Annotated in this window: 22 protein-coding genes; 13 read left to right on the forward strand and 9 right to left on the reverse strand. The window is 73.5% G+C overall.

The features are described 5' to 3' along the window. Positions 1-112: 112 nt before the first annotated feature. Entirely contained in the window at positions 113-1,900 is a 1,788-nt protein-coding gene (locus ABD437_RS13230; protein ID WP_344649091.1) for a putative bifunctional diguanylate cyclase/phosphodiesterase, read from the reverse strand. A 39-nt stretch (positions 1,901-1,939) separates the two neighbouring features. Beyond that, positions 1,940-2,923 (reverse strand): LLM class flavin-dependent oxidoreductase, encoded by a 984-nt coding sequence (locus ABD437_RS13235; RefSeq protein ID WP_344649092.1) that lies wholly within the window; start codon positions 2,921-2,923, stop codon positions 1,940-1,942. 101 nt (positions 2,924-3,024) lie between these two features. On the opposite strand from ABD437_RS13235, the gene ABD437_RS13240 reads away from it, so the two are divergent. Genes ABD437_RS13240 through ABD437_RS13260 form a run of 5 tightly spaced genes read left to right on the forward strand, consistent with a single transcriptional unit; the run spans position 3,025 to position 8,858 of the window. Further along, positions 3,025-4,908, forward strand: coding sequence for an acetoacetate--CoA ligase (locus tag ABD437_RS13240; RefSeq protein ID WP_344649093.1), 1,884 nt, complete (start codon positions 3,025-3,027; stop codon positions 4,906-4,908). A gap of 3 nt (positions 4,909-4,911) precedes the next feature. Then, the gene (locus ABD437_RS13245; RefSeq protein WP_344649094.1) at positions 4,912-5,622 is read left to right on the forward strand and encodes an LLM class flavin-dependent oxidoreductase; all 711 of its coding nucleotides are present in this window, start codon (positions 4,912-4,914) and stop codon (positions 5,620-5,622) included. A gap of 47 nt (positions 5,623-5,669) precedes the next feature. Beyond that, entirely contained in the window at positions 5,670-6,326 is a 657-nt protein-coding gene (locus ABD437_RS13250; protein WP_344649095.1) for a response regulator transcription factor, read from the forward strand. Continuing rightward, positions 6,323-7,570, forward strand: a complete 1,248-nt coding sequence (locus ABD437_RS13255; protein WP_344649096.1) for a GAF domain-containing sensor histidine kinase — start codon at positions 6,323-6,325, stop codon at positions 7,568-7,570. Before ABD437_RS13250 ends, ABD437_RS13255 begins: the two co-directional genes overlap by 4 nt. A gap of 28 nt (positions 7,571-7,598) precedes the next feature. Then, positions 7,599-8,858: an outer membrane protein assembly factor BamB family protein gene (locus ABD437_RS13260; protein ID WP_344649097.1), complete on the forward strand. Its 1,260-nt coding sequence runs from the start codon at positions 7,599-7,601 to the stop codon at positions 8,856-8,858. Positions 8,859-8,862: 4 nt separating this feature from the next. Here the strand turns inward: ABD437_RS13260 and ABD437_RS13265 are convergent, their stop codons facing one another. Then, a complete protein-coding gene (locus ABD437_RS13265; protein ID WP_344649098.1) occupies positions 8,863-10,005 on the reverse strand; it encodes a heme-binding protein in 1,143 nt (380 codons plus the stop codon). A 179-nt stretch (positions 10,006-10,184) separates the two neighbouring features. Here ABD437_RS13265 and ABD437_RS13270 point away from each other — a divergent pair, with 179 nt between their 5' ends. Next, positions 10,185-10,568, forward strand: coding sequence for a hypothetical protein (locus ABD437_RS13270; RefSeq protein ID WP_344649099.1), 384 nt, complete (start codon positions 10,185-10,187; stop codon positions 10,566-10,568). Positions 10,569-10,574: 6 nt separating this feature from the next. On the opposite strand, the gene ABD437_RS13275 is transcribed toward ABD437_RS13270, so the two are convergent. Beyond that, entirely contained in the window at positions 10,575-11,588 is a 1,014-nt protein-coding gene (locus ABD437_RS13275; protein WP_425558148.1) for an aldo/keto reductase, read from the reverse strand. A gap of 2 nt (positions 11,589-11,590) precedes the next feature. Between ABD437_RS13275 and ABD437_RS13280 the strand changes: the two genes are divergently transcribed. After that, positions 11,591-12,124: a TetR/AcrR family transcriptional regulator gene (locus ABD437_RS13280; protein ID WP_344649456.1), complete on the forward strand. Its 534-nt coding sequence runs from the start codon at positions 11,591-11,593 to the stop codon at positions 12,122-12,124. Here ABD437_RS13280 and ABD437_RS13285 read toward each other — a convergent pair. Continuing rightward, a complete protein-coding gene (locus ABD437_RS13285) occupies positions 12,022-12,720 on the reverse strand; it encodes a hypothetical protein (RefSeq protein ID WP_344649100.1) in 699 nt (232 codons plus the stop codon). The genes ABD437_RS13280 and ABD437_RS13285 overlap by 103 nt on opposite strands. On the opposite strand from ABD437_RS13285, the gene ABD437_RS13290 reads away from it, so the two are divergent. Then, on the forward strand, positions 12,698-12,865 hold the full coding sequence (locus tag ABD437_RS13290; protein ID WP_344649101.1) for a hypothetical protein: 168 nt from the start codon (positions 12,698-12,700) through the stop codon (positions 12,863-12,865). The genes ABD437_RS13285 and ABD437_RS13290 overlap by 23 nt on opposite strands. Here the strand turns inward: ABD437_RS13290 and ABD437_RS13295 are convergent. From ABD437_RS13295 to ABD437_RS13305, 3 genes are all read right to left on the reverse strand, one after another. Beyond that, a complete protein-coding gene (locus tag ABD437_RS13295; protein ID WP_344649102.1) occupies positions 12,858-13,655 on the reverse strand; it encodes a crotonase/enoyl-CoA hydratase family protein in 798 nt (265 codons plus the stop codon). The two genes, ABD437_RS13290 and ABD437_RS13295, sit on opposite strands and share 8 nt — an antisense overlap. Before the next feature lie 18 nt (positions 13,656-13,673). Then, a complete protein-coding gene (locus ABD437_RS13300) occupies positions 13,674-15,161 on the reverse strand; it encodes a GGDEF domain-containing protein (protein WP_344649103.1) in 1,488 nt (495 codons plus the stop codon). Positions 15,162-15,268: 107 nt separating this feature from the next. Beyond that, the gene (locus ABD437_RS13305) at positions 15,269-15,397 is read right to left on the reverse strand and encodes a hypothetical protein (protein ID WP_344649104.1); all 129 of its coding nucleotides are present in this window, start codon (positions 15,395-15,397) and stop codon (positions 15,269-15,271) included. Positions 15,398-15,508: 111 nt separating this feature from the next. Between ABD437_RS13305 and ABD437_RS13310 the strand changes: the two genes are divergently transcribed. From ABD437_RS13310 to ABD437_RS13320, 3 genes are all read left to right on the forward strand, one after another. After that, positions 15,509-16,630, forward strand: coding sequence for an acyl-CoA dehydrogenase family protein (locus tag ABD437_RS13310; protein ID WP_344649105.1), 1,122 nt, complete (start codon positions 15,509-15,511; stop codon positions 16,628-16,630). Between the two features lie 79 nt (positions 16,631-16,709). Further along, positions 16,710-17,864 (forward strand): glucose-1-phosphate adenylyltransferase family protein, encoded by a 1,155-nt coding sequence (locus tag ABD437_RS13315; RefSeq protein WP_344649106.1) that lies wholly within the window; start codon positions 16,710-16,712, stop codon positions 17,862-17,864. A 9-nt stretch (positions 17,865-17,873) separates the two neighbouring features. After that, positions 17,874-18,263, forward strand: a complete 390-nt coding sequence (locus ABD437_RS13320; RefSeq protein ID WP_344649107.1) for a YchJ family protein — start codon at positions 17,874-17,876, stop codon at positions 18,261-18,263. Here ABD437_RS13320 and ABD437_RS13325 read toward each other — a convergent pair whose 3' ends face one another. Beyond that, positions 18,264-18,881, reverse strand: a complete 618-nt coding sequence (locus ABD437_RS13325; RefSeq protein WP_344649108.1) for a TetR/AcrR family transcriptional regulator — start codon at positions 18,879-18,881, stop codon at positions 18,264-18,266. Positions 18,882-18,938: 57 nt separating this feature from the next. On the opposite strand from ABD437_RS13325, the gene ABD437_RS13330 reads away from it, so the two are divergent. Further along, positions 18,939-21,005 carry a 2Fe-2S iron-sulfur cluster-binding protein gene (locus ABD437_RS13330; RefSeq protein WP_344649109.1) on the forward strand — a complete coding sequence of 689 codons (2,067 nt, stop codon included), beginning with the start codon at positions 18,939-18,941 and terminating at the stop codon, positions 21,003-21,005. Between the two features lie 35 nt (positions 21,006-21,040). Beyond that, a complete protein-coding gene (locus tag ABD437_RS13335; protein WP_344649110.1) occupies positions 21,041-22,888 on the forward strand; it encodes a protein kinase domain-containing protein in 1,848 nt (615 codons plus the stop codon).

Consider the following 22,888-nt stretch of genomic DNA (forward strand, 5'->3'; position numbering starts at 1 on the left):
CCTTGGCCCCGCTGACGGCGTGCTCACCCGCGGCCCCCACCAGCCTCACCGGCCCGAGCAGACGAAGATCCAGCCGAGTGGTCACGCCCCGAGCTTGCCCACCCGTCGCAAGCTAAATCTCCACCGCGGTCGGCGCCGGCTGGGCGGAGCGTGCCTGTTCGGTGAGCGCTTCGCTGATGCGTTCCGGTGCGCCGGGGCGTCCGTGCAGCCAGCCCTGCACCTCGTCGACGCCGTGGTGGGCCAGCAGCACGGTCTGGTAGTGCTCCTCGACGCCCTCGGCGACGGTACGCAGCCCCAGCGCGTGCGCGAGTGCGGTGACCGCGGCGACCAGCGGCGCCGCGTGGTCCTCCGGTCTGAGCGCGGCGACGAACGACTGGTCGATCTTCAGGATGTCGGCCGGGAGGTGCTGCAGCCGGCTCAGCGACGAGTAGCCGGTGCCGAAGTCGTCGATCGCGATCCGGACACCCGCCGCGCGCAGCGCGCGCAGCGCGTCGATCGCGGTGGGGGAGTCGGCCTGCAGCGTGCTCTCGGTGACCTCGAGGACGAGCCGGTCGGCGGGCAGCCCGGTCTCGGCCAGCACGGCCAGGACGTGCTCGGCGTAGTCCGGCCGGTGCATCTGCTGGCCGGAGACGTTCACCGTGACCTTGGCCGGCACGGCGCGGGGCCAGGCGGCGGCGTCCCGGCACGCGGTCCGCAGCACCCACTCCCCCAGCGTCGTGATGAAACCGCAGCGCTCGGCCAGCGGGATGAACTCGTCCGGCGGCACCGGCCCGTGCCCGGCACGCACCCAGCGGACCAGCGCCTCGGCGCCGGTCACCCGGCCGGTGCCGGTGTCGGCGATCGGCTGGTACACGACCCGGAACTCGCCCGAGTCCAGGCCCGCGACCAGCGCCTGCGCGTTGGCGGAGTCGTCCCGGGCGTAGACCGTGCGATTGCCGCCCTCGGCCTTGGCGAGCTTCAACGCGCCGTCCGCCCGGTCCAGCAGCGTGCGGACCGCGTCGCCGGGTGAGTAGCCGGCCACGCCGACCGAGAAGCGCACGAACGGCGGCGCGGCCGCGCGCAGCGCGTCCAGCACCGGCGCGACCGACCCGAGGCCCGCACCCGGCGCGACCAGCACGAAGTCGTCCCCGGACGTGCGCCCGAGCACCACCGGAGGCGTGATCGCGCCCGCCCAGGCCTGCCCGCACGCCCGCAGGATGCGCACACCCTCGGCGGTTCCGCTGACGGCGTTGGTCCGGGCGAAACCGTCGATGTTGAGCAGCGCGACGGTGAACGGCTGCCCGCGCAGCCGGGCCCGCTGCAGCGCGGCGTGCCCGGCCCGTTCGAGCCCGCGCCAGTTCGGCAGGCCGGTGACGACGTCCAGGCCGGAGTCGGCGGCCGCACGGACGAGCCAGCCCACCACGGCCGCGATCAGCAGGTTGAGCCCGGCCAGCACCAGCACCGTGCTCCACGGCAGCGCGCCCCACCCGACCTGGATGACCGCCAGCCCACCCAGCACCGTGACCAGGCCCGGCAGCGACGCGAGCGGGTCGAAGAACGCGAAGAAGAACACCGTGACGATCAGCAGGAGCGCGGCGACCGCGGCGGCGTCCGGCTTGTCGCGCTGCAGCCACACGCTCACCGAGATCAGCAGCGCGGCGCTCTCGGCCAGCAGGTAGAACGCGAGCGGTGGCAGCCGCTGCCCCCACCGGGCCAGCGCCGCGCCGACCGCCATCGAGGCCACCGAGGCCAGCCGGATCGCGTCGTCGGTGTCGCTCTCCGGCGGCACCAGCGTCCCGAGCAGGCCGATGACACCGCCGACCGCGCACGCGACCGCGGCGGTCACCGCCATCGCGCGTCGCGTCGCCACCACGGACGGGCGCAGCGAGCGCCGGGTCACCAGGCCGCCGAGACTTCTCACCGGGGACCTGATCGGCTCCCGGCGCGCCGATCTGAGCGGTCAGGTGATCTTCGGCAGGATTTCCTGCGTCAGGCGCTTGAGGTCGTCGAGCGTCTTGGCCGTGGGGACGTCCCGGAACGGCGGCCACAGCAACGGCATCGTGAGCCCGGCGTCGCGGTAGCGCTTGAGCATGTCCTCGATCTGCAGGGCGGTGCCGGCCAGCAGGTTCGTGCCCTTGCCGGCCGGGCTCTGGTCCATCGGCTCGTCGGTGATGACGAACCAGATCATGCTGCAGACGTCGAACCCGTCGGGGAAGCCCCGGCCGAGTTCGCCGAGCTCACGCTCGATCTCCCCGCGCCAGCGCGCGATCTCCTCGGGGGTGTCCTGGATGCCGATCCAGCCCTGGAGCCCGTACTTGGCGATGCGCCGGGCGGACCGGCGGGCGTCCTTGAGGCCGGAGAAGTAGATCGGCGGGCCGGGCTGCTGGATCGGCTTGTGGCCGAAGCCGGAGAGCGGGAAGTCGGCGAACTCGCCGTGGTACTCGAACAGCTCGTTGGACCAGATGCCCTGCATGATCTCGATCGTCTCGCGCACGTGGCCGTGACGGCGGGCGAAGAGGTGCGGCACGCTCGCGGCGGCGAACTCCTCGGGCATCCAGCCGGAGCCGACACCGACGTTGAGCCGCCCGCCGGCCAGGTGGTCCTGGGTGGCGAGCTCGGCGGCCAGCACGGCCGGGGCGCGGTACGGGGTGTCGATGATGCTCATGCCGATCCGGAGCTTCGTGGTCTTCGCGGCCAGCCACGGGATCAGCGTCATGCCCTGGAACCACTTGCCCCGGGACACGACGGGCATGCCCCGCGGGAACTCGGTCATCATGCCGAACGGGTACTGCAGCTCCGCACGGTCCGAGGCCTCCGGGACGACGATCCGGTCGAGCGTCCAGACGGAGTCGAAGTCGAGGTCCTCGGCGAGGGCGGTGAGGTCCTCGAGTTCCTCGAGCGTCACGTGGTCGCGGAAGTTCGGGAGGTACAGAGCGAGCTTCATAGGCTCACGGTGGTGGTCGTTCCTCAACCGGTTCACACCTGAACATCAACGCTTGCTCAACCGTGGGGTTCGGTCGGTGCCCGCCGCTAAGTTCTCCGGACATGACCGCCCTCCGCGCCTACCTCGACTGGCTGGAGAAACGGGAAGGCCGCCGGTTCGCCGACCACGACGCGCTGTGGAGCTGGTCGGTCGAGGACATCGACCGCTTCTGGCTCTCGATCGTCGAGTACTACGACGTCACGTTCTCGGCACCCTGGGCCGCGGTCCGGTCGGCCGAGCCGATGCCGCGCACCCGCTGGTTCACCGGGGCGCGGCTCAACTGGGCCGAGCACGCGCTGCGCCGGGGCGCCGGCGCGGATCCCGCGCTGCTGTGTCTCCGCGAGGGCACCGGTGCGGAGGTGCGTACGGTCACCTACGCGCAGCTGCGGCGGTCGGTGGCGGCGGCCGCGGCCTGGCTGCGCCGGGAGGGCGTGCGGCCGGGTGACCGGGTCGGCGCGTACCTGCCGAACACCGAGCACGCGGTCATCGCCTGCCTGGCCGCCGCCGCGGTCGGCGCGACCTGGTCCTGCTGCACCCCGGATTTCGGGGCCGAGGGCACGATCGGGCGGCTCGCGCAGCTCGAGCCGACCGTGCTCGTCGCCACCGACGGATACCACTGGAACGGAACGGAGATCGACCGGCGCGACGTCGTCGAACGGCTGCGGAGCGCGCTGCCGGCGCTGCGCCGGTTCGTGGCCGTGCCCTACCTGGGCCACCCGGTCCCCGCCGGCGCCACCCCGTGGGACGACGTGCTCGCCGAGGACGCACCACTCGAGTTCGAGCCGGTCGAGTTCTCCCACCCGCTCTGGGTGCTGTTCACCTCCGGCACCACCGGGCTGCCCAAGGGTCTGGTGCACGGCCACGGCGGCATCACGCTCGAGGGCTTGAAGTGGGCCGGGCTGTACTGCGGCCTGCGCCCCGGCGAGCGGATGTTCACCTACACCTCCACCGGCTGGGCGCTGTGGAACATGCAGCTGGGCGCGCTGGCCCACGGCGCGACGATCGTGCTCTACGAGGGCAGCCCGGCCGGGGCGGTCTGGGGCGTCGCCGAGCGCACCGGGGCCGACGTGATGATGCTGGGCGCGGCCGTGGTCACCGCGTCCGAGCCGCCGCCGCGGCCGCTGCGCCGGCTCCGCCACCTGCTGGTCAGCGGCTCGGCGCTGCCCCGGGACGGGTACCGGTGGGTGTCCGAGCACGTCGGCCCGCACGTGCGGATCGACTCGACCAGCGGCGGCACCGACGTCTCCGGCGCGTTCGTCGGCGGACAGGACGGCGCCCCGGTGCGACCGGGACGGATCGGGGGGCGCCTCGCCGGGGTCGACTGCGCGGCCTGGGACGACGACGGCGTGCCGGTCGTCGACGACGTGGGTGACCTGGTGGTGCTGCAGCCGATGCCCTCGATGCCGGTGCACCTGTGGAACGACCCCGACTACGCGCGCTACACCGAGTCGTACTTCGGGACGTGGCCCGGGGTGTGGCGCCACGGGGACTGGGTGACGTTCCACTCCGACGGCGGCATCACGATCCACGGCCGGTCGGACGCCACGCTCAACCGGCAGGGCGTCCGGCTGGGCACGAGCGACTTCTACGACGTCCTGGAGACGCTGCCGCAGATCGCCGAGACGCTCGTGGTCGGCGTCGAACAGCCCGACGACGGCTACTGGCTGGGGCTGTTCGTGGTCCCGGCGCCCGGCCACACGCTGGACGAGGAGCTGAAGCGGACGATCGTGACCACGCTGCGCACCCGGCTGACCGCGCGGCACGTACCCGACGACATCGTCGAGGCACCGGCGGTGCCCCACACGCTCACCGGGAAGCGTCTCGAGGTGCCGGTCAAGAAACTGCTGCGGGGCGCGCCGCTGGAGCGCGCGGCCAACCCGGCGTCGGTCGACGATCCGGCGGTGCTGCGCTGGTACGCGCGTTTCGCGGCCGAGCGGCAGGGCTGAGGCGTGCGTCTCGGGGCCACGCTGGCGCACTGGTCCGACGCTCCCCCGCGTGCCGTCGCCGGCTGGGCCGAGCGCCTGGTGTCCGCCGGGTTCGAGAGCCTGTGGACTCCCGAGATCATCGGGCGCGGGTCGTTCGTGCCCGATCCGTTCGTCACGCTGGCGGTGGCGGCCGCCGTCACCGAGGGCGTCGAGCTGGGCACGGCCACCGTGCAGGTGCCGCTGCACCACCCGGCCGAGCTGGCCCACCGGGTCGCGTCGCTGCGTGCGGTCTGCGGTGACCGGTTGTCGCTCGGGGTGAGCCCCGGGTCGACGGCCACCGACTTCGCCCGGCTGGACCGGGATTTCGGGACCCGGTTCACGACCCTGCACCGCAACGTCGCCCGGCTCCGCGAGCTGCTCGCCGACCGGCCGCCGATCCTGCTCGGGTCGTGGGGCGCGAACGTCGAACGGGCCGCCCGGGACTACGACGGGTGGCTGGCGTCGGGCTACCGGCGCACGACCGATCAGATCCTCGCCGCGCACGAGCGGTACCGGGCCGCCGGGGGCGGGCGCGCGATCGTCTGCGCGGTGCCGACCACCGACCTGGCGGCCACCGCCGCCGCGCTGCGGCGCTACGCCGAGGCCGGTTTCGACGACGCGGTCGTGCTGATCGAACCCGGTGGGCCGGAACCCGGCGAGGTCAGAGGCCTGTTCCCGGCCGGGCCGCCGGGTTAGGTTCGCCTCGACGCGGCAACGAGGCCGCCCCGGCGCTGGGAGCCGACATGTTGCTCGTGGTCGACGACGACAGCCGGGTGCGCACTGTCGTCTCCTGGCAGCTGGAGTCCGAGGGGTACGCGGTCCAGGTGGCCGCGGACGGCAACACGGCCTGGCGGCGCATCGTCGACGACCGCCCCGACCTGGTCGTCCTCGACCTGTCGCTGCCCGGCCTTTCGGGTGTCGACCTGCTCCGGCGGCTGCGTGAGAACGGCGACCGGACGCCGGTCGTGGTGCTCTCCGGGCGCAGCGGCGAGGGCGACCGCATCCTGGGCCTCGACCTCGGTGCCGACGACTACCTGGTGAAGCCGTTCTCCCCCGGTGAACTCGCCGCGCGGGTGCGGTCGGTGTTACGTCGCACCGGTCCGGTTCCGGTCGAGCCGGCGCGCCGCACCGGTCTGCGCATCGATCCGGGCCGCCGGGAGGTGGAGCTGGACGGCGAGCCGGTGCCGCTCACCGCCCGCGAGTTCGACCTGCTGGCGTTCCTGGCCGGCCATCCCCGGCACGTGTTCACCCGGGCCCAGCTGCTCGAACAGGTCTGGTCGAGCTCCCAGGCCTGGCAGAGCGAGGCCACGGTCACCGAGCACGTGCACCGGTTACGCCACAAGCTCGGCCATCGTTTCCTCGTCACCGTGCGGGGCGTCGGTTACCGGCTGGAACCGTGAGCCTCGGCCACGCCGACGTCGTCGCGCTGCTCGACCGGCAGACCGAGATCCTCGAGCAGATCACCGCCGGAGTCGCGCTGCCCGGTGTGCTCACCGGCATCGCGACCACGTTCGAGGAGCTGGTGCCGGGCAGCTGCTGCTCGGTGCTGCTGGTGGACCCGGACGCGGCGACGTTGCGTCACGGCGCGGCCCCGTCGCTGCCGGCCGAGTACCTGCGCGCGATCGACGGGCTGACGATCGACGCCAGCGCCGGGTCGTGCGGCACCGCGGCCTACACCGGCCGGCCCGTCGTCGCCGTCGACGTCCGGGTGGACACCCGCTGGGAGCGCTACCGCTCGCTCGCCGACCGGTTCGGCCTGCGCGCCTGCTGGTCGACACCGATCCGCGGACGCGACCAGGTCACCGGCACGTTCGCCGTCTACCACCCCGTCCCGCACCGCCCGACGCCGCGCGAGCGCGATCTGGTCGAGCGGCTGACCCACCTCGCGGCGGTGGCGATCGACCACGACGGGGCGGAACGGGAACGCCGCCGCCGGGTCGACGCCGAGCTCGCGCAGCACGCCGCCGAGGCCGCCAACAAAGCCAAGACCGACTTCGTCGCCGCGCTCGGGCACGAGTTGCGCACGCCGCTGCAGGCGATCACCGGGTTCACCGAGCTGCTCGGCACGCTGGAGCTGGACCACGACCGCCGGTCGGCGGCGCTGGAGCACATCGACGCCGCCGCCGACCACATCCTGGCGATCGTCGACGACGTGCTCGACGTCGCCCGGATCGAGGCGAACGCGCTGCCGCTCACCGTGACCGCGGTGCCGCTCGCGCCGGTGGTCGACGACGTGCTGGCGATGCTCGATCCGCTCGCCACCGCCGAGCGGGTCCACCTGCGGGTGCTCGCCGGCCGCCCGGCCGCACTCCTCGCCGACCAGCGGCGTCTCCGGCAGGTGCTGCTGAACCTGGTGGGCAACGCGGTGCGCTACAACCGGGCCGACGGCACGGTCGAGATCGGCTGGCGGCTCTCCGGCGGGCGGGCCGAGATCACCGTGGACGACACCGGGCCGGGCCTGGCGCCGGGGTTCCTCGACCGGTTGTTCGTCCCGTTCGACCGGCTCGGCGCGGACTCCGAGGAGGGCGTCGGCCTCGGCCTCCCGCTGGCCCGCGGGCTCACCGAGGCGATGGGCGGAACGCTCCAGGTTTGCAGCGAGATCGGCGAGGGCACGAAGGTGACCGTCGTGCTGCCGCTGGCGTAGATGTCGCCTCGTCCACAAGGGAGTTTCGTTGCTTCGCAGCTACGCCGCCATCGGAGCGGTCTCCCTACTGGTGCTCGCCGGGTGCAGCAACGACAAGGACGCCGAGCCGGAGAAGTCGCCGTCGCCGTCCGCACCGAAGTCGGCCGCGCCCAGCCCCACCCAGCGGCCGGCGTTCGACCCGCCGACGCGGTTCGGCACGCAGGGCGCGGCGCTCCCGCCGGAGGCAAGCGAGAACAAGATCAGCGTGGGCGGCACGAACGTCGAGCCGCTCCCGGTGACGCTGCACAAGACCACGGCCTACATCGCGTCGACCGCGTCGCTGCTGGCGGTGGACACCGCGACCGGCCGCACGCTGGCGACGATCACGCCGTCGGCCGGGTCGCCCGGGGCCACGCCGGCCAGCCCGTGGGTCGGCACCAACCCGGCCGAGGCGCCGGTGCTCTGGTCGGACAACGGGCGGGCCACGATCCTGTCGACGTTCGTGGTCGACAAGCCGGCCACCGGGACGCAGAAGGCCGGGCGGGCCGTCGAGGTCGTGGCCGTCGACGCCGAGACCACCAAGTCACTGTGGACCGCCCAGGTCGACGTACCGGCCGGGCTCGACCAGGGTGTCGCCGGGCTGGCCGCCAACCCGGTCGGCGTGGACGGCACCACCCTCGCCGTCGCCGTCAGCTACCAGAGCGACGAGGGGGTCGTCGCCGTCGACCTGGCCGCGAAGAAGGCGCTGTGGTCACGCACCGGCTTCCGCCCCGACGTGGTGGGCACCGGCGTGGTCGCCGGCTCCGACGCGTCCTCGGTGTCGGCGCTGAACCTCGCCGACGGCAAGCAGAAGTGGACGGTGCCGCAGCTGACCGCGGTCTCCCCGCTGGGCCCCGGTCTGCTGATCGCGTCCGGCACCGGCCAGGTCGCGTTCCTCGACGCCGCCACCGGCAAGGCCCGCGACCGGTCCACTGCCGACTACACCGGCGTGCGCTGCCGGTTCGACGGCAAGGACGTCACCGTCTGCGCCCGGACCGGGTGGGCGGCCGGTCTCGACGCGACCAGCGGAAAGACGCTGTGGGAGCTGCCGGACCAGGCGAACACCCGGGTGGCTCCGCTGGTCACCGCCGTCTGGCACGGCGCGGTCTACGGCAGCACCGACAACGGCCCGGTGGTGCTCGACGCGCGGTCCGGGCAGGACCGCGAGGTGTCGCCCGGACTCGCGCCGATGGTCGTCAACGAGTACGTCGGGATCGGGCAGCCGCCGACCGGTGGCTCCGGCGTCCGCTCCTACCCCGCCGCGAAGTAGCGCGTCAGATCGTGACCGGGACCGGCTCGACCGGCACCAGCGTCGCCACCGAGACGTGCGGCCAGCTCAACCCGTTGAAGTTCAGCAGGACGGTCTGGGTGTACTGGATCTGCGGATAGCTGACCTCCACCGTCGTCTCCCGGGTGACCGGCGTCGCCGAGTTCACCCGGAACGACGGTGCCGGCGCCGGTCCGCTGCCCTTCACGATCACCGGGAACCCGGCGCCGGGCGGCCGGACCGTGATCGTCTCGGTGACGGTCTCCACCCAGAAGATCGCGGACATCGTCACCGCGTCGGCGTTGGGGTTCCGGCCGTCCTTGTCGCCCTTCAGGAACGCGATGTTGTCGGCACCGCCGCCGAAGACCGGGCTGGCCGGGTCGGTGCTGACCACGATCACCGTGGTCGAGGTGATCGTCTGCGCGTCGGCCCGCTTCTTCAGCACGACGTTGGGGTTGTCGAGGATCTCCTGCGTGATCGTGCCGGCCGCGATGAACGCGCCGAGGTCCTGCGGGATCCGGAACGTGTCGGTGGCCGCCGCGGTCTGGCTGGGGAACTTGATCGGCGTCCCCGGGGAGCCGACCGGGAACGGCGTGATGTCGACCGGGTCGATCCTCGGGCCACCGGCGACCGTGAACGCGGTGCCCTGCGCCTCGATCGTCGTGCCGTGCGGGATCGACGCCATCCGGGCGACGGTGGCCGGTAACTCCGGCGTCGTCGTGGCCGGGACGCTCAGCCAGATGCCCGGTTCGAAGTGGATGCCGACGGCCTGGTCCGGGTCGGTGACGTCGTTGATCGACTGCAGGTACGGAATACCGTTGAGGAAGACGTCGCCCTGCACCATGCCGCGGTTCGGGATCGACCCGAGCGGCTGGGAGAACGACAGCGTCTCCTCGGTCAGGTTGATCTCCAGGACGTTGTCGTCGGGGCCGCTGGCCGGATTCGGCAGCGGGGTCGGCGTCGCCCCGAAGTTCTGCGGCCGGAAGATCGTGTTGAGGCCGGTGCCGCGGAACGTGCCGCGGAAGCCGGCGATGCCGCCGAGGTCCGGGTCGGCGACCTCGACGGCGGCCCGCCGCCGGCGACGGTCGGCGGGCACCTCGCCCCAGCGGAAGCCGCGGGTCTGCTCCAGAGCCGGTTCTATGTCAGTCATCTCTCCCCCAGATGGATGGTCTCTTTGGCGCATTCGGGAGTAGATCACTCGACTATGGACGGGCTCGTCAGGATGACGACAGAATGTCGGAAAATCGGATTACGGACAGTGAGTATCACACTGCGTAGCTACGCTCCTACCGTCGGGGGACAAACGCTGGCACGGGGGACTCGAATCCGATGGACTTACTCACGCCCGATCCGCTCGCGGGTGGACAGACGCGAGGGCTCACGCTGGTCGGCGTCGGCGCGATGTTCGCGCTGGCCGCGCTCGATCTCGCCGCCGCCTACTGCGCGGTGCGCTACCTGCGCACCGGCCACTGGGGATGGTGGTCGGCCGGCGCGGCCGGCATGGTGGCGTTGTTCGCGGTGTACGCGGCCAGCCTCGAGTATGCCGAGCTCGCCACCGTGACCCTCGGCTGGATCGTGATCCTGCAGGTGGGCGTGGTGGTGATGGACCGGGTGGCGAACGGGATCGTGCTCCCGCCGTCGAAGTGGCTGGCGATCGCCGGAATCCTGCTGCTGATGTCCTACCTGGTGCTGGCGCCCAACCGCGAACCCTGACGGAGCTCAGGTCAGTGCCATACCGGGAACGCGCCGGCGGATCGTGTCCAGCTCCGCCTCGTCGGAGATTCCCTGCCAGTCGTAGCGCGGGGTGTACGGGGCTTCGAGCGCGCGGACCTCGTCGTCGGTGAGCTCGACGTCGAGCGAGGCGATGGCGTCGTCGAGCTGGGCGATCGAGCCGGCCCCGACCAGCGGCGCCGTCACGACCGGCTGGCGACGCAGCCAGGCCAGCGCGATCCGGGCCCGGCTGACCCCGCGGTCGTCGGCCACCCGGCCCACCGCGTCGACGATCGCCCGGTTGGACGCCTCCTCGCGCGGCGTGTACAGCAGGTCGGCGTAGGAGCCGTCGGTCTGCGACCGGGCCGTCGAGCGGGCGTCGTCCCAGGCGCGGGCGAGCCGGCCGCGGGCGAGCGGCGACCAGACGATCGTGCCGACGCCCCGGTCGAGGCAGAGCGGGATCATCTCGCGTTCCTCCTCACGGGCGAGCAGGTTGTAGTGGTCCTGCATCGACACGAACCGGGCCCAGCCGTGCCGCTCCTGCAGGTGCAGCGCCTTCGCGAACTCCCACGCGTGCATCGACGACGCACCCAGGTAACGCACCTTGCCCACCGTCACCAGGTCGCTGAGCGCTTCGAGCGTCTCCTCCCACGGGGTGGAGCGGTCGTTGCGGTGGATCTGGTACAGGTCGATGTAGTCGGTGCCGAGCCGGCGCAGCGAGTGGTCGACCTCGGTGAACACGGCCTTGCGGGACAGGCCCCGGCCGTTGGGGCCGAGGCGCATCGGGTGGCGCAGCTTCGTGGCGATCACGACCTCGTCGCGGTCGGTGTAGTCCCGTAGGGCCCGGCCGAGGATCTCCTCGCTGGACCCGTTCGAGTACATGTTCGCGGTGTCGAAGAAGTTGATCCCGGCGTCGAGCGCGCGCTTGATCAGCGGCCGGGCGTCCGGTTCGCTCTTCGACCACACCGGGTGCCCCCGATCGGGCTCGCCGTAGGTCATCGCGCCGATCGCGATCGGGGACACGTCTGGTCCGTTCCGACGCCCGGGAGAACCGGGAGCGCATCCTCGTCGCCGCGCGCGAGGCGTTCGCCGGCGACGGCGAGGTGTCGATGAACCAGATCGCGCAGCGGGCCGGGGTCGGCGCGGGCACCCTCTACCGCAACTTCCCCACCCGCGAGGCGCTGGTGCTCGCCGTCTACCGGCACGAGCTCGACCGCATCCTCGACTCCGTGCCGGTGCTGCTCGCGCAGCAGCCACCGATCGACGCGCTGCGGCTCTGGACCCTGGACCTCGTCGCGGCGATGCGTCAGAAACACGGCCTCGGCGACGCGCTCGGCCCCGGTGCGCACCAGGCGATCGCCGAGCGGTCCGCCGAGCCGGTGATCGCCGCGATCACCCGGCTCCTCGACGCCGGCAAGCGGGCCGGCGCCGTCCGGGCGGACGCCGACCCGGGCGACTACCTCCAGTTCACCGCGGCGCTCTGGCGCGCCGCCACCGAGCCCGAGGACCGGGCACCGCGCATGCTCGCGCTCCTGCTCGACGGCCTGCGCCCCCACTGACCCCGGCGCGGCACCAGCGCCGCCAGCACCCCGACGACGAACCCTTCGGCGCTCACCAGCCCGTGCCCGTTGGCCTGGGCGAACCAGAGCGCCAGGCCGGCCACCGGCACCGCCGGCGCGAGGACGCGCGGCCGCACGCCGGGCCCGGCGAGCAGCAGTGCGCCGGCCAGCGTCGCGGCCAGGAAGAACACCACCCCGGAGCTGCCGACGTAGTTGCGCGACTGGCCGCCCAGCTCGCCGTCGCCGAGCAGCGCGTCGAGCCCGCTCGGCACCAGCACGGCGCCGAGCAGCAGCACCAGGGCCCGCCCGACGCCCCAGTGCCACTGCGCCAGCGCGAGCACGATCGCGGCGGTGACCACGTTGAACACGTCGCCGAGCAGGCCGCCGTTCTGCAGGAGGACGCTGGTGAACGGGCGCCACCACCCGGACCGCGCTGGGTCGTGGGCCAGCGCGGCCTCGGCTCCGCCCCAGGCGGCCTGCAGCACCAGGCCACCGAGCAGGGCCACGACCCCGGCGACGGCCAGCCACGGCAGCGGCCGGCGCCGGTTCCCGGTCACCAGCAGACTCCCGGCCTTGCCCATCAGCACGAACAGCACCGCAGTCGACACACCGCCGGACGACCTGGCGGCGCGCTACCCGATGACGGTCGCCGGCGCGAGCACCGACCCGGACACCATGTTCCGCACCAGCATCCAGCTGCTCTGCGCCGGTATCGCGGCGCAACTGGTCCCGGTCAGCTGAAGTTCGGCGGGCGTTTCGCCAGGCCCGCGGCGACCGCCTCGGCCTGGTTCGGGGTGCCGATCAACGCGGCGATCTCGGTCTGCTCGGCCGCGAAACCCGTCCGGAGGTCGACGCGGTCGGCGAGGTCGAGCAGCCGCTTGGCCGCCCGGACGGCGTCGGGGCTGCGTTCGGCGATCTCGCGGGCCAGCGCGAACGCCGCCGCGAGCGGATCGTCGGCGGTGCGGGTGGCCAGCCCGATCGCCGCCGCCTCGGTGCCGAGCACCCGGCGGCCGGTGAACACCAGCTCGCGCGCGGTGTCCGGGCCCACCAGCCGGGGCAGCAGCTGGGTGCCGGTCATGTCGGGCACCAGCCCCCAGCGCACCTCCATCACCGAGAGCACGGCGTCCGGCGCGACGATCCGGATGTCGGCCCCCAGCGCGATCTGCAGCCCACCGCCGAGCGCGTTCCCGTGCACCGCGGCGACGACCGGCACCTGCGCCCAGACGTACGCGGCCCGCTGCCCGAGCGCCTTCGCCGGCCCGTCGCCGGGCGGGACGTCCACCGCCGCGGTGAGCCGGTCGCCGCTTCCGAGCGCTCTCATCGCGCCCAGGTCGAGCCCGGCGCAGAAGTCCCGGCCGGCGCCGGAGAGCACCACCGCACGCAACCCGGGCTCGGTACGCAGCCGCTCGCCGGTGCGCACCAGGGCCTCGAACATGGCCGGGTCGAGCGCGTTGCGCTTCTCCGGCCGCGCCAGCCGGACGTCGGCGACCCCGCCGTCCACCTCGACCGTGACCCGGGCAGCGTCCGTCATTGGACGAATGATGCCACGTCAGACCAGGCTCAACTCGGCTTCCGCCGCAGTCACCGTGATGGCTTTCGAGGTCGCGACCTGGTCGCGCCCGGTCTCCTTGGCGAGGTAGAGCAACCGGTCGGCGAGCTGCACCAGCTCGTCCGGGGTGTGGGCGTCGCCGGGCATGGTGGCGACGCCGAGCGAGACGGTGACCGGGACCGCGGTCGTCGGGTTCACCACCATCGGGGCGCCGCGGACGGCCCGGTGCACCCGCTGGGCGACCCGGTGGGCCTCCGCCGGCGTGGTGTTCGGCAGGATCACCGCGAACTCCTCGCCGCCGTACCGGGCGACCAGGTCACCGGGGCGCACCGCCCGGCGCAGGCGGTCGGACACCTCGCAGAGCACCCGGTCGCCGCCGTGGTGACCGTAGGTGTCGTTGACCTTCTTGAAGTGGTCGACGTCGAGCAGCAGCACGGCCGGCCCGGTGCCCCGGGAGATCCGGTCGCTCTCGGTCGCGAGCACCTGGGAGAAGTACCGCCGGGTCCGCAGCCCGGTCAGGCCGTCGGTGATCGCCACGTTGCGCTGGACGGCCACCAGCGCCGCCAGCCGGGCCATCACCAGCAGGAACAGCAGCGCGCAGACCGCGCAGGCCAGCGGGAGGTGCAGCGCGCTGCCGGTCAGGTACTGCACCATCAGCGTCGCGGGGGCCAGCAGCGAGGCCACGGCCAGGATCGTGAGCCGCACCGCGGTGGCGTCGGGGGCCGCCACCGGTGAACGCCCGTCGGCCGCCCGCATCGACGGGTGCAGGCCGCTCAGGCCGAGCAGCACCGCCGCGCCCATCCACAGTGTCTCCAGCCAGCCGCCCTCCCGGTAGCTGCCGTCCAGGGTCTGCAGGCAGTACAGCGTGTCGGGGACGACGATCAGCACCAGGTAGCCGGTGAGCAGGTGCAGCGCGAACGGGCGCTTGCCCGCGCCGAGCAGGAGGCGGGCCGCCACCACCAGCAGCATCAGGTCACCGATCGGGTAGGCCCCGGAGACGATCCGGGCCGGCAGGCCCAGGCCGCTGCCGGACGCCGACGGGCTGATCAGGTAGATCCAGGCCAGCAGCGACGCGGAGGCCACGACGATCGCCGCGTCGATCACGCTCGGCAGGTCCCAGCCGGGCGTGCGCCGGCGGATGATCATCAGCATCCCCGCCGCGCAGAGCGGATAGGACAGCAGGTAGAGCGCGTCCGCCACGCTCGGGTACGGCAGCGGCTCACCGATCGCGTCGGCGCCGTAGAACACGATGTCGGCGATGACCCCGCTGGCCTGGCTCAGCGCCGCCAGCACCCAGGGCGCCCGCGACGCCGGCCGGTACCGCCGGATCCCCACCAGGATGGCGACCACGGCGGCGGAGTTCAGCAGCCAGTACACGCCGGTGCGCACCAGGTCGGGGACGCCCAGCGCGGGCGCGACCCGGTACGCGACCACCAGCACCAGCCCACCGACCAGGAAACCGATCCACGGCTCCCGCACGTTCCTCATCACGTCGTCCCCACTCCCCCGCCCGTCCGGCCCCGCCCACGATGACGTCCGCGCGGCGCACCGCCGGGTGCACGACAGGTGCCACCGGGGAGCGGAGTCCCCGCCGGCTAACCCGCGAACACGACGCGCACGAGGTCGTACGCCACGAACCCGAAGCACAGCCCCACGACGACGCAGAACGTCACGAAGCCCGCCAGCAGGAGCCACGGGCCGGGGCCGTCGGTGCGGGAACTCATGGGGCCAGTACAGAGACGCCGGGGTTGTCACGACGTCTGCGCTTCCCCATACACGGACGACAGGTCCTGCCTACTCTCCGCTTCGACACCCGCCGCGCAGATGGGAGCACCGTGAGCTCTTCCCCGTACGCCTTCACCGGTCCCGAGCAGGAACTCCTCGACCGGGTCCGGGCGCTCGCCCCGCGCTTCGCCGCCGACGCCCCGGGCTACGACGAGCGCGCGGAGATCCCCGCCGCGAACCTGACCGCGCTGCACGAGGCCGGTTTCGAGGCGGCGGTGCTGCCGGTCGACGTCGGCGGCGACGGCTTGAGCCACCAGGCGTTCGGCGAGCTGATCCGGATCCTCGCCGAGGCCGACCCGTCGACCGCGACGCTCGCGCTCATGCACGCCGGGGCCGGGGTGGGCCTCGCCCAGCTGACCGCGGACACGGTCGGCTCGTTCTACGCCGACGAGTTCCGCCGCGGCGCCCGGTTCGCCGTCGCGCTGTCCGAGCCGGCCAGCGGCAACAAGTTCCTCCAGCCCCAGCAGCCGGCGCGCCCGGTCGAGGGCGGCTTCGTGCTCGACGGGGCGAAGCGGTTCGTGTCCGGCAGCGAGATCGCCGACCACCTGCTGGTCAACGCGCTCGTCGACGGCGAGCCGGCGTTCTTCGGCGTCGAGCCGGACCACACCGTGGAGGTGGTGCCGATCTGGGACACGCTCGGCCTGCGCGCCACCCGCAGCCAGCTGCTGACGTTCTCCGACACGGTGCTGCGCGCCGACCGGCGTGGCCGCGGGCCGGGCCCCACCGACTTCGCCGCGATCCCGGCCGGGCTGCCGGCGATCTCGCTCGGTGTCGCCGACGCGGCGCTGGCCGCCCTGATCGAGCACGCCCGGACCCGGACCATCGACGGCGCACCGCTCACCCACCAGCAGTGGGTGCAGTACGAGGTGGCCGACGTCGAGAGCCGGCTGGAGGCGGCCAGGGCGTACACCCGGCTCGCGCTGTGGCACGCCGACCAGGGCCGCCCGGAGACGCTGGGCAGCCTGTCGCGCGCGAAGCTGCTGGCCAACCGCATCGCGGTGGACGTGGCCCAGCTCGGCGTCCGGATCGGTGGCGCCTCCGGGTACCTGCGGACCTCGCCGATCCAGCGTCACCTGCGTGACGCGCAGGCCGGGCAGTTGATGGCGTACTCCACCGAGGTGCTCTCGGGCCAGCTCGGGCAGCAGATTCTCGGAGTGCGGCCCGGTAGCTGAGAGCACGCTGAGGGCCAGGATTGGGGTTCGCGCGGCGGGACATCTCTGGAGCGACGACGACGTTCGCTCGGGAGGGCACATGGCCAGGCCACGCACGCTGCTTCTCGTTCTCGCCGGAGGGGCCGGTGGGCGGCTCGAGCTGCTGACCGACCACCGGGCCAAGCCCGCCGTGCCGTACGGCGGGTCCTACCGGCTGATCGACGTGTCGCTCTCCAACGCCCACCACTCCGGCGTCGACGACGTCTGGGTGATCGAGCAGTTCCACCCGGTCTCGCTCACCGACCACCTCGCCAACGGACGCCCCTGGGACCTCGACCGCACCCACGGCGGCCTGCTCACCCTGCACCCGCATCGGGGCACCGACCGGGAGGGCTGGCACCAGGGCACCGCCGACGCGCTCTGGCGGCAGGCTCCGCTGATCCGCGAGTTCGACCCCGACCACCTGGTCGTGGTGAGCGCGGACGCCGTCTACGCGCTGGACTACGACACCGTGGTCGCCGCCCACGCCGAGGGCGGCGGCGACGTCACGATGGTCACCACCCGGCGGCCGATCGAGGAGGCCGGCCGGTACGGCGTCGTCGAGACCGGAGACGGGAACCGGATCACGAACTACGTCTACAAGCCGGACGAGCCCGCCACCGACGTGATCGCCAACGAGGTGTTCGTCTTCGACCCCGCCGTGCTGCTGGACGCACTGGGGAACTGGGAGGAGGACGGCGGCGACCTCGGCGACCACGTCCTGCCGGAGCTGGTCGACGCGGGCGCGGCCCGGGAGTACCGGTTCGACGCGTACTGGCGTGACGTCGGCACCGTGCCCGCGTACCTGGAGTCGCACCTGGAGCTGGTCGGCGACGAGCCGGCGATCCGGCTGGACGACCCGGCCTGGCCGATCCTGACCCGCGGTGGCCATCACGGCCCGGCGCGGCTCGCCCGCGGCGCGGAGGTCGCCGACTCGCTGCTCTCGGCCGGGTGCGAGGTCGCCGGCCGGGTCGAGCGGTCGGTGCTCTCCCCCGGCGTGATCGTCGAGCCGGGGGCGTCGGTGACCGGCTCGGTCCTGCTGCACGGCGCGGTCGTCCGCCGCGGCGCGCAGGTCCGCGGCTCGATCGTCGACGCCGGCGCCGAGATCGGCGCGGGCGCCACCCTCGACGGCACCGACGACGTCATCCTCGTCGGCGCCGGCGCCCGGGTACCGAAGGACGAGGCGGTGTCCCCGGGCGCCCGGGTGAAGCCCTAGGCTCGGTCCGTGAGCGTCTGTCCGTGTGGGTCCCGGCTGGAGTACGTGGGGTGCTGCGGGCCGCTGCACGACGGTGCCGCGGCGCCCACCGCGGAAGCGCTGATGCGCTCGCGGTACAGCGCGTTCGCCCGGGGGCTGGTGCCGTACCTGCTGCGCACCTGGCACCCGGGCACCCGCCCCGGCGAGCTGGAGCTCGATCCGGGGATCACCTGGCGGGCGCTGCAGATCGTCGACACCGTCGACGGCGGGCCGGCCGACGACACCGGCGTCGTCGAGTTCCGGGCGGTGGCCCGCACGGCCGGCGGGGAGCGCCACGTCCAGCACGAGCGCAGCACGTTCCGCCGCGTCGACGGCCGCTGGGTCTACCTGGACGGTGGCACCGGGCCGCTGGTGCGGTAGTCAGTCGCCGAGCAGGTAGCGGGTGACCATGCCGACCAGCTCCCGCTCGAGCGCCTCGACCCCGATGTGCCGCGGGTCGGCCATCACCTTGTGCGTGTTGAGCTCCACGGTGTTCAGGATCAGCTCGGCCGCGGTGTCGAGGTCACGCACGCGGACGTCGGGGTGCCCGGCGAGCACCTCGCGCACCTGCGCGACACGCTGCGTGCCGTGCCGGGCGATCGTGTCGAGCAGCTCCTGGGAGAGCGGCGCCTCCTCGATCATGATCCGGAGCAGCTGCGGGTCGTCCTGGTGGTTGTCGATCGCGTCGCGGACCAGCGCGCGCACGGTCTGCTCCAGGGTGCCCGGCGACAGGTCGAGCTGATCGGCGCCCCGCCACACCCCGCGGTCGACGTGCCGGATCAGCAGCTCGGCCAGGACGGCGTCCTTGTTGGGGAAGTACTGGTACAGCGAGCCGATCGAGATCCGGGCCCGTTCGGCGATGCGGTTCGTGGTGCCGGCGGCGTACCCGAACTCGACGAAAACGTGAGCAGCCGCGGCGAGGATGCGTTCGCGGGTGAGCTCCGCACGCACCTGTCGGGGCGTGCGACGTGGCTGAAGACGACGGTCGGCCGACGGCATCGGTGCGCTCCGGGAAGCGAGTAGTCAAAGAACTGAGCTATCCCTCACAATAGCACCGTGAGCAGCAAAAACAATGTTCTGACGACGGTCGGCGAGGTCGAGGGGATCGTCGGGACACCGCCCGCGGTGATCCTCCTCAAACAACTCGCCTCCCTCGACGAGGGTTGCCGGACCATCCTCGCCGCGAGCCCGGTCGCCGCGTTCGGCTACCGGGGCGGCGGCGGTACGAGCCGCACCACGTTCGTCGGCGGACGGCCGGGGTTCGCCCGGGTGCACTCGCCGACCCGCCTCTCGTTCGCGCTGACCGAGCCCGGTGAACCGCACGGCCCGGCCTCGCTGTTCTTCCTGCTGCCCGGCGTCGGCGAGCTGTTACGCGTCAACGGCTCGGTCGTCGCCCGCAGAGGCGGACGGGTCGTGGTCGACGTCGCCGAGGCGTACGTGCACTGCGCGCAGGCCGTGCTCCGGTCGCGGCTGTGGCAGCCGCCGGCCCCGCCGGCCCCGGCCGCGGATGCGCCGGTGGACGGGCCGCTGTCCCGGCCCGGCGTCGCCGGGTTCCTGGCCGCCGCGCCGTTCCTGGCGCTGTCCACCTGGGACACCGAGGGCGGGAGCGACACCAGCCCGCGCGGAGACCGGGGCGCGGTGGCCCGGATCCGGGACGGCCGCACGCTCGTCCTCCCGGACCGGAGGGGCAACAAGCGCGCGGACACCCTGCACAACCTGCTGCGCGACGACCGGCTGTCGCTGGCCGCGCTCGTCCCGGGCCGCGACGCGGTGCTGCACGTACGGGGGCGCGGCGCGATCACCGACGACCCCGCGCTGCTGGCCACGATGGCGCTGCGCGGGACGCCGCCGCACCTGGCGCTGATCGTCGACGTCGAGGACGCGGAGCTGGTCGGCGGCGGCGCGGTCGGCCGGGCCCGGCTCTGGTCGCCCGGCACGCACCTCGACCGCCGGAGCGCGCCGGACCTGATGGCGATCGGGGGCCGCCACCTGGCCGCCGGCACCAGCGGCGCGTCGTCGGTGCTGCTGCGTGGCGTCGCGTCGATCCCGGGGATCGGTCGGATGCTGCGCGGGGTGATGAACCGCGCCTACCGGTCCGGCCTGCGCAAAGAGGGGTACGACGACGTCTCGTTCGAGGCCGGGGGCGGGGCCGCGAACCCGCAGCGGAGCGTCCGGGTCACCGCGCTGCGCCGGGAGACGCCGAGCGCGGTCACGCTCGTGCTGGAGGACGGGGCGCCGTTCGACTTCCGGCCGGGCCAGTTCTTCACGCTCGTCGCCGACGTCGGCGGGCGCCCGCTGCGGCGCGCCTACTCGGCCTCGTCGGCGCCGGGGTCGTCCCGGCTCGAGGTCACGGTCAAGCGCGTCGAGGGCGGCCGGTTCTCCGCGTTCGTGCACCGCGACCTGCGGGTCGGTGACCACCTCGCGCTGCGCGGCCCGTCCGGGTCGTTCTCGGCCGAGCCGGGCGAGCTGGTGTTCGTCGCCGCGGGCAGTGGCGTCACGCCGATCATGAGCATGATCCGCGCGATGCTCGAGCGCAGCCGGATCGCGCTGCTCTACAGCAGCCGCACCGCCGAGGAGGTGATCTTCGGCGCCGAGCTGGCGCGCCTGGCCCGGGAACACCCGGACCGCTTGTCGGTCACGCACGTGCTGACCAGCCGCGACGGCCGGCTCGACGCGGACGGCGTGCGCCGCTGGATCGCCGGTGTCGCGCCCACCGACGACGCCAGGTACTACGTCTGCGGCCCCGAGCCGCTGATGGACGAGGTGGTGACCGGGCTCGGCGTGCCGCCGGACCGGGTCCACCGGGAGCGCTACCGCAGCGGGACGGAGGTGCCGGTCACCGCGGCGCGGCGGCTGACGGTCGAGAACGGCGGGCGGCCGGTGGGCACGGTGGTGGTCGCGCCCGGGCAGACGCTGCTCGACGCGGGCCTCGGCGCCGGGTTCGCGATGCCGTACTCGTGCACGGTGGGTAACTGCGGCGACTGCCTGGTGCGACTCGTCGACGGCGAGGTGGCGCAGAGCGAGCCGAACTGCCTCACGCCGCGGCAGCGGGCCGACGGGTACGTGCTGGCCTGCGTGAGCTGCCCACTCTCCGAGGTCAGGGTCGACATCGCGGAGCCCTGAGGCCGGAGTGGTTTATGGACGCTAATGTTTGCGTCGTGGTGACGCCCCTCCTGCCCAGTGACCCTCAGCTGATCGGCCGATACAGCATTCAGGGCAGATTGGGCTCCGGCGGCATGGGCATCGTCTACCTCGGCCAGTCGCCGGGCGGGCGGCCCGCGGCGATCAAGGTCATCAACGAGCGGTTCGGCATCAACTCCGATTCGCTGGCGCGGTTCCGGCGCGAGGTCGAGGTGCTGCGCACGGTCCGCAGCGCGTACACCGCGGCGCTGATCGACTGCCAGCTCGAACAGCCGCCGTACTGGTTCGCCACCGAGTACGTGCCCGGGCCGACGCTCGCCGACGCGATCGCCCAGCGGGGCCCGCTGCCGCCGGACGGCGGGTACCGGCTGCTCGCGGCGCTCGCCGAGGGCCTGACCGACATCCACCAGCACGGCATCTGCCACCGCGACATCAAGCCGCAGAACGTCATCCTGGCCTCGACCGGGCCGCAGCTGATCGACTTCGGGATCGCCCGCGGCACCGAGCACGTCGCGCTGACGCAGGTCGGGGCGGCGATCGGGTCGCCGGGGTACGCGGCCCCGGAGGTGCTCTCGCGCAACGAGGTCGCGCCGCCGGCGGATGTGTTCGCGCTCGGCGCGACCACCACGTACGCGGTGACCGGGCGCAAGCCGTTCGGCGACGGCACCGGCGCGGTGATCATGATGCGCTCGATGAGCGGGGAGATCGACCTGTCCGGAGTGGAGCCGCGGCTCGCCGAGCTGCTCCGGGCGTGCGTCGCGGTGGAGCCCGGCTACCGGCCCACCCCGGAGCAGATCATCGAGGTCTGCCGGGCGCAGATCCCCGCGTTCCAGCCCGTCGACGCCGGTGCGGTCACCGCGGTCACCAGCGCTCCCCCGGCGTCGAGCGCCCCGCCCGCCCCGACCACGGCGCCGACGTACCCGACGCCGTTCTCCAGCACGGCGACGGCGCCCACGGCGCCGGGGTCCACCGCGCCGGGGAGCACGGCGCCGGGGTCGACCGCGCCGGGGTCCGCGGCGAGCGGCGACCAGGCCGCGCCGACCGAGGTCGTCGGCGCGGTCCCGGGCCCGCCGCGCCCACCGGTGTCCGGCGCCCCCTACCCCGGCCCCACCCCACCGTCCTTCGGCCCACCCACCCAGCCGGCGCCGCCGCCCGCGTTCGGCGCCCCGCCCGCGTTCGGTCCTCCACCCGCCTTCGGTGGCCCGAACGGCGCCGGGACGCCACCCGGGTCCGCTCCGCGTCGGGGCCGGGCGGCGCTCGTCGCCGGCGTGGCCGTTCTCGTGCTCGTCCTCCTGCTCGGCGGCGGCGCGTTGGCGTTCTCCGTCCTCGGCTCCGACGAGGGCGAGCCGACGAACGCCGCCGTCCCGGGCCCGAGCGCGGCCGTTCCCACCCCGTCGGCGCCCTCCGCGCCGGCGACCGGGGCCGCGTCCCCGAGCGCGACGGTCCCCGCCGACCCGACGACCCCGGCCGCCTCGGCCTCGCCGAGCACGGCCGGTGCGGCGACCGTGACCTGGATCGACAAGGCCACGTCACGCTGCCTCGACGGCAACGCCGCCGGAAACGTCTACACGTTCCCGTGCAACGACGGTGACTACCAGAAGTGGATCCCCGAGGAGGTCGAGGGCGGCTTCACGTTCACCAGCAAGGCCACCGGCCTCTGCCTCGACAGCAACCCGTCACGCAACGTCTACGCGATGCCCTGCAACGGGGGCGACTACCAGGTCTGGGCGGTCGCCGAGAACGGCGACTCGTTCTTCAACCTCACCGACAAGGCCACCGGCTTCCTCCTCGACAGCAACGAGAAGGGCGAGGTCTACGCGTTCGACGCCAACGACGGCGACTACCAGCGGTGGAGCCGCCAGTGA

Source organism: Cryptosporangium japonicum (assembly GCF_039524755.1).
GTDB classification, from domain to species: Bacteria; Actinomycetota; Actinomycetes; order Mycobacteriales; family Cryptosporangiaceae; genus Cryptosporangium; species Cryptosporangium japonicum.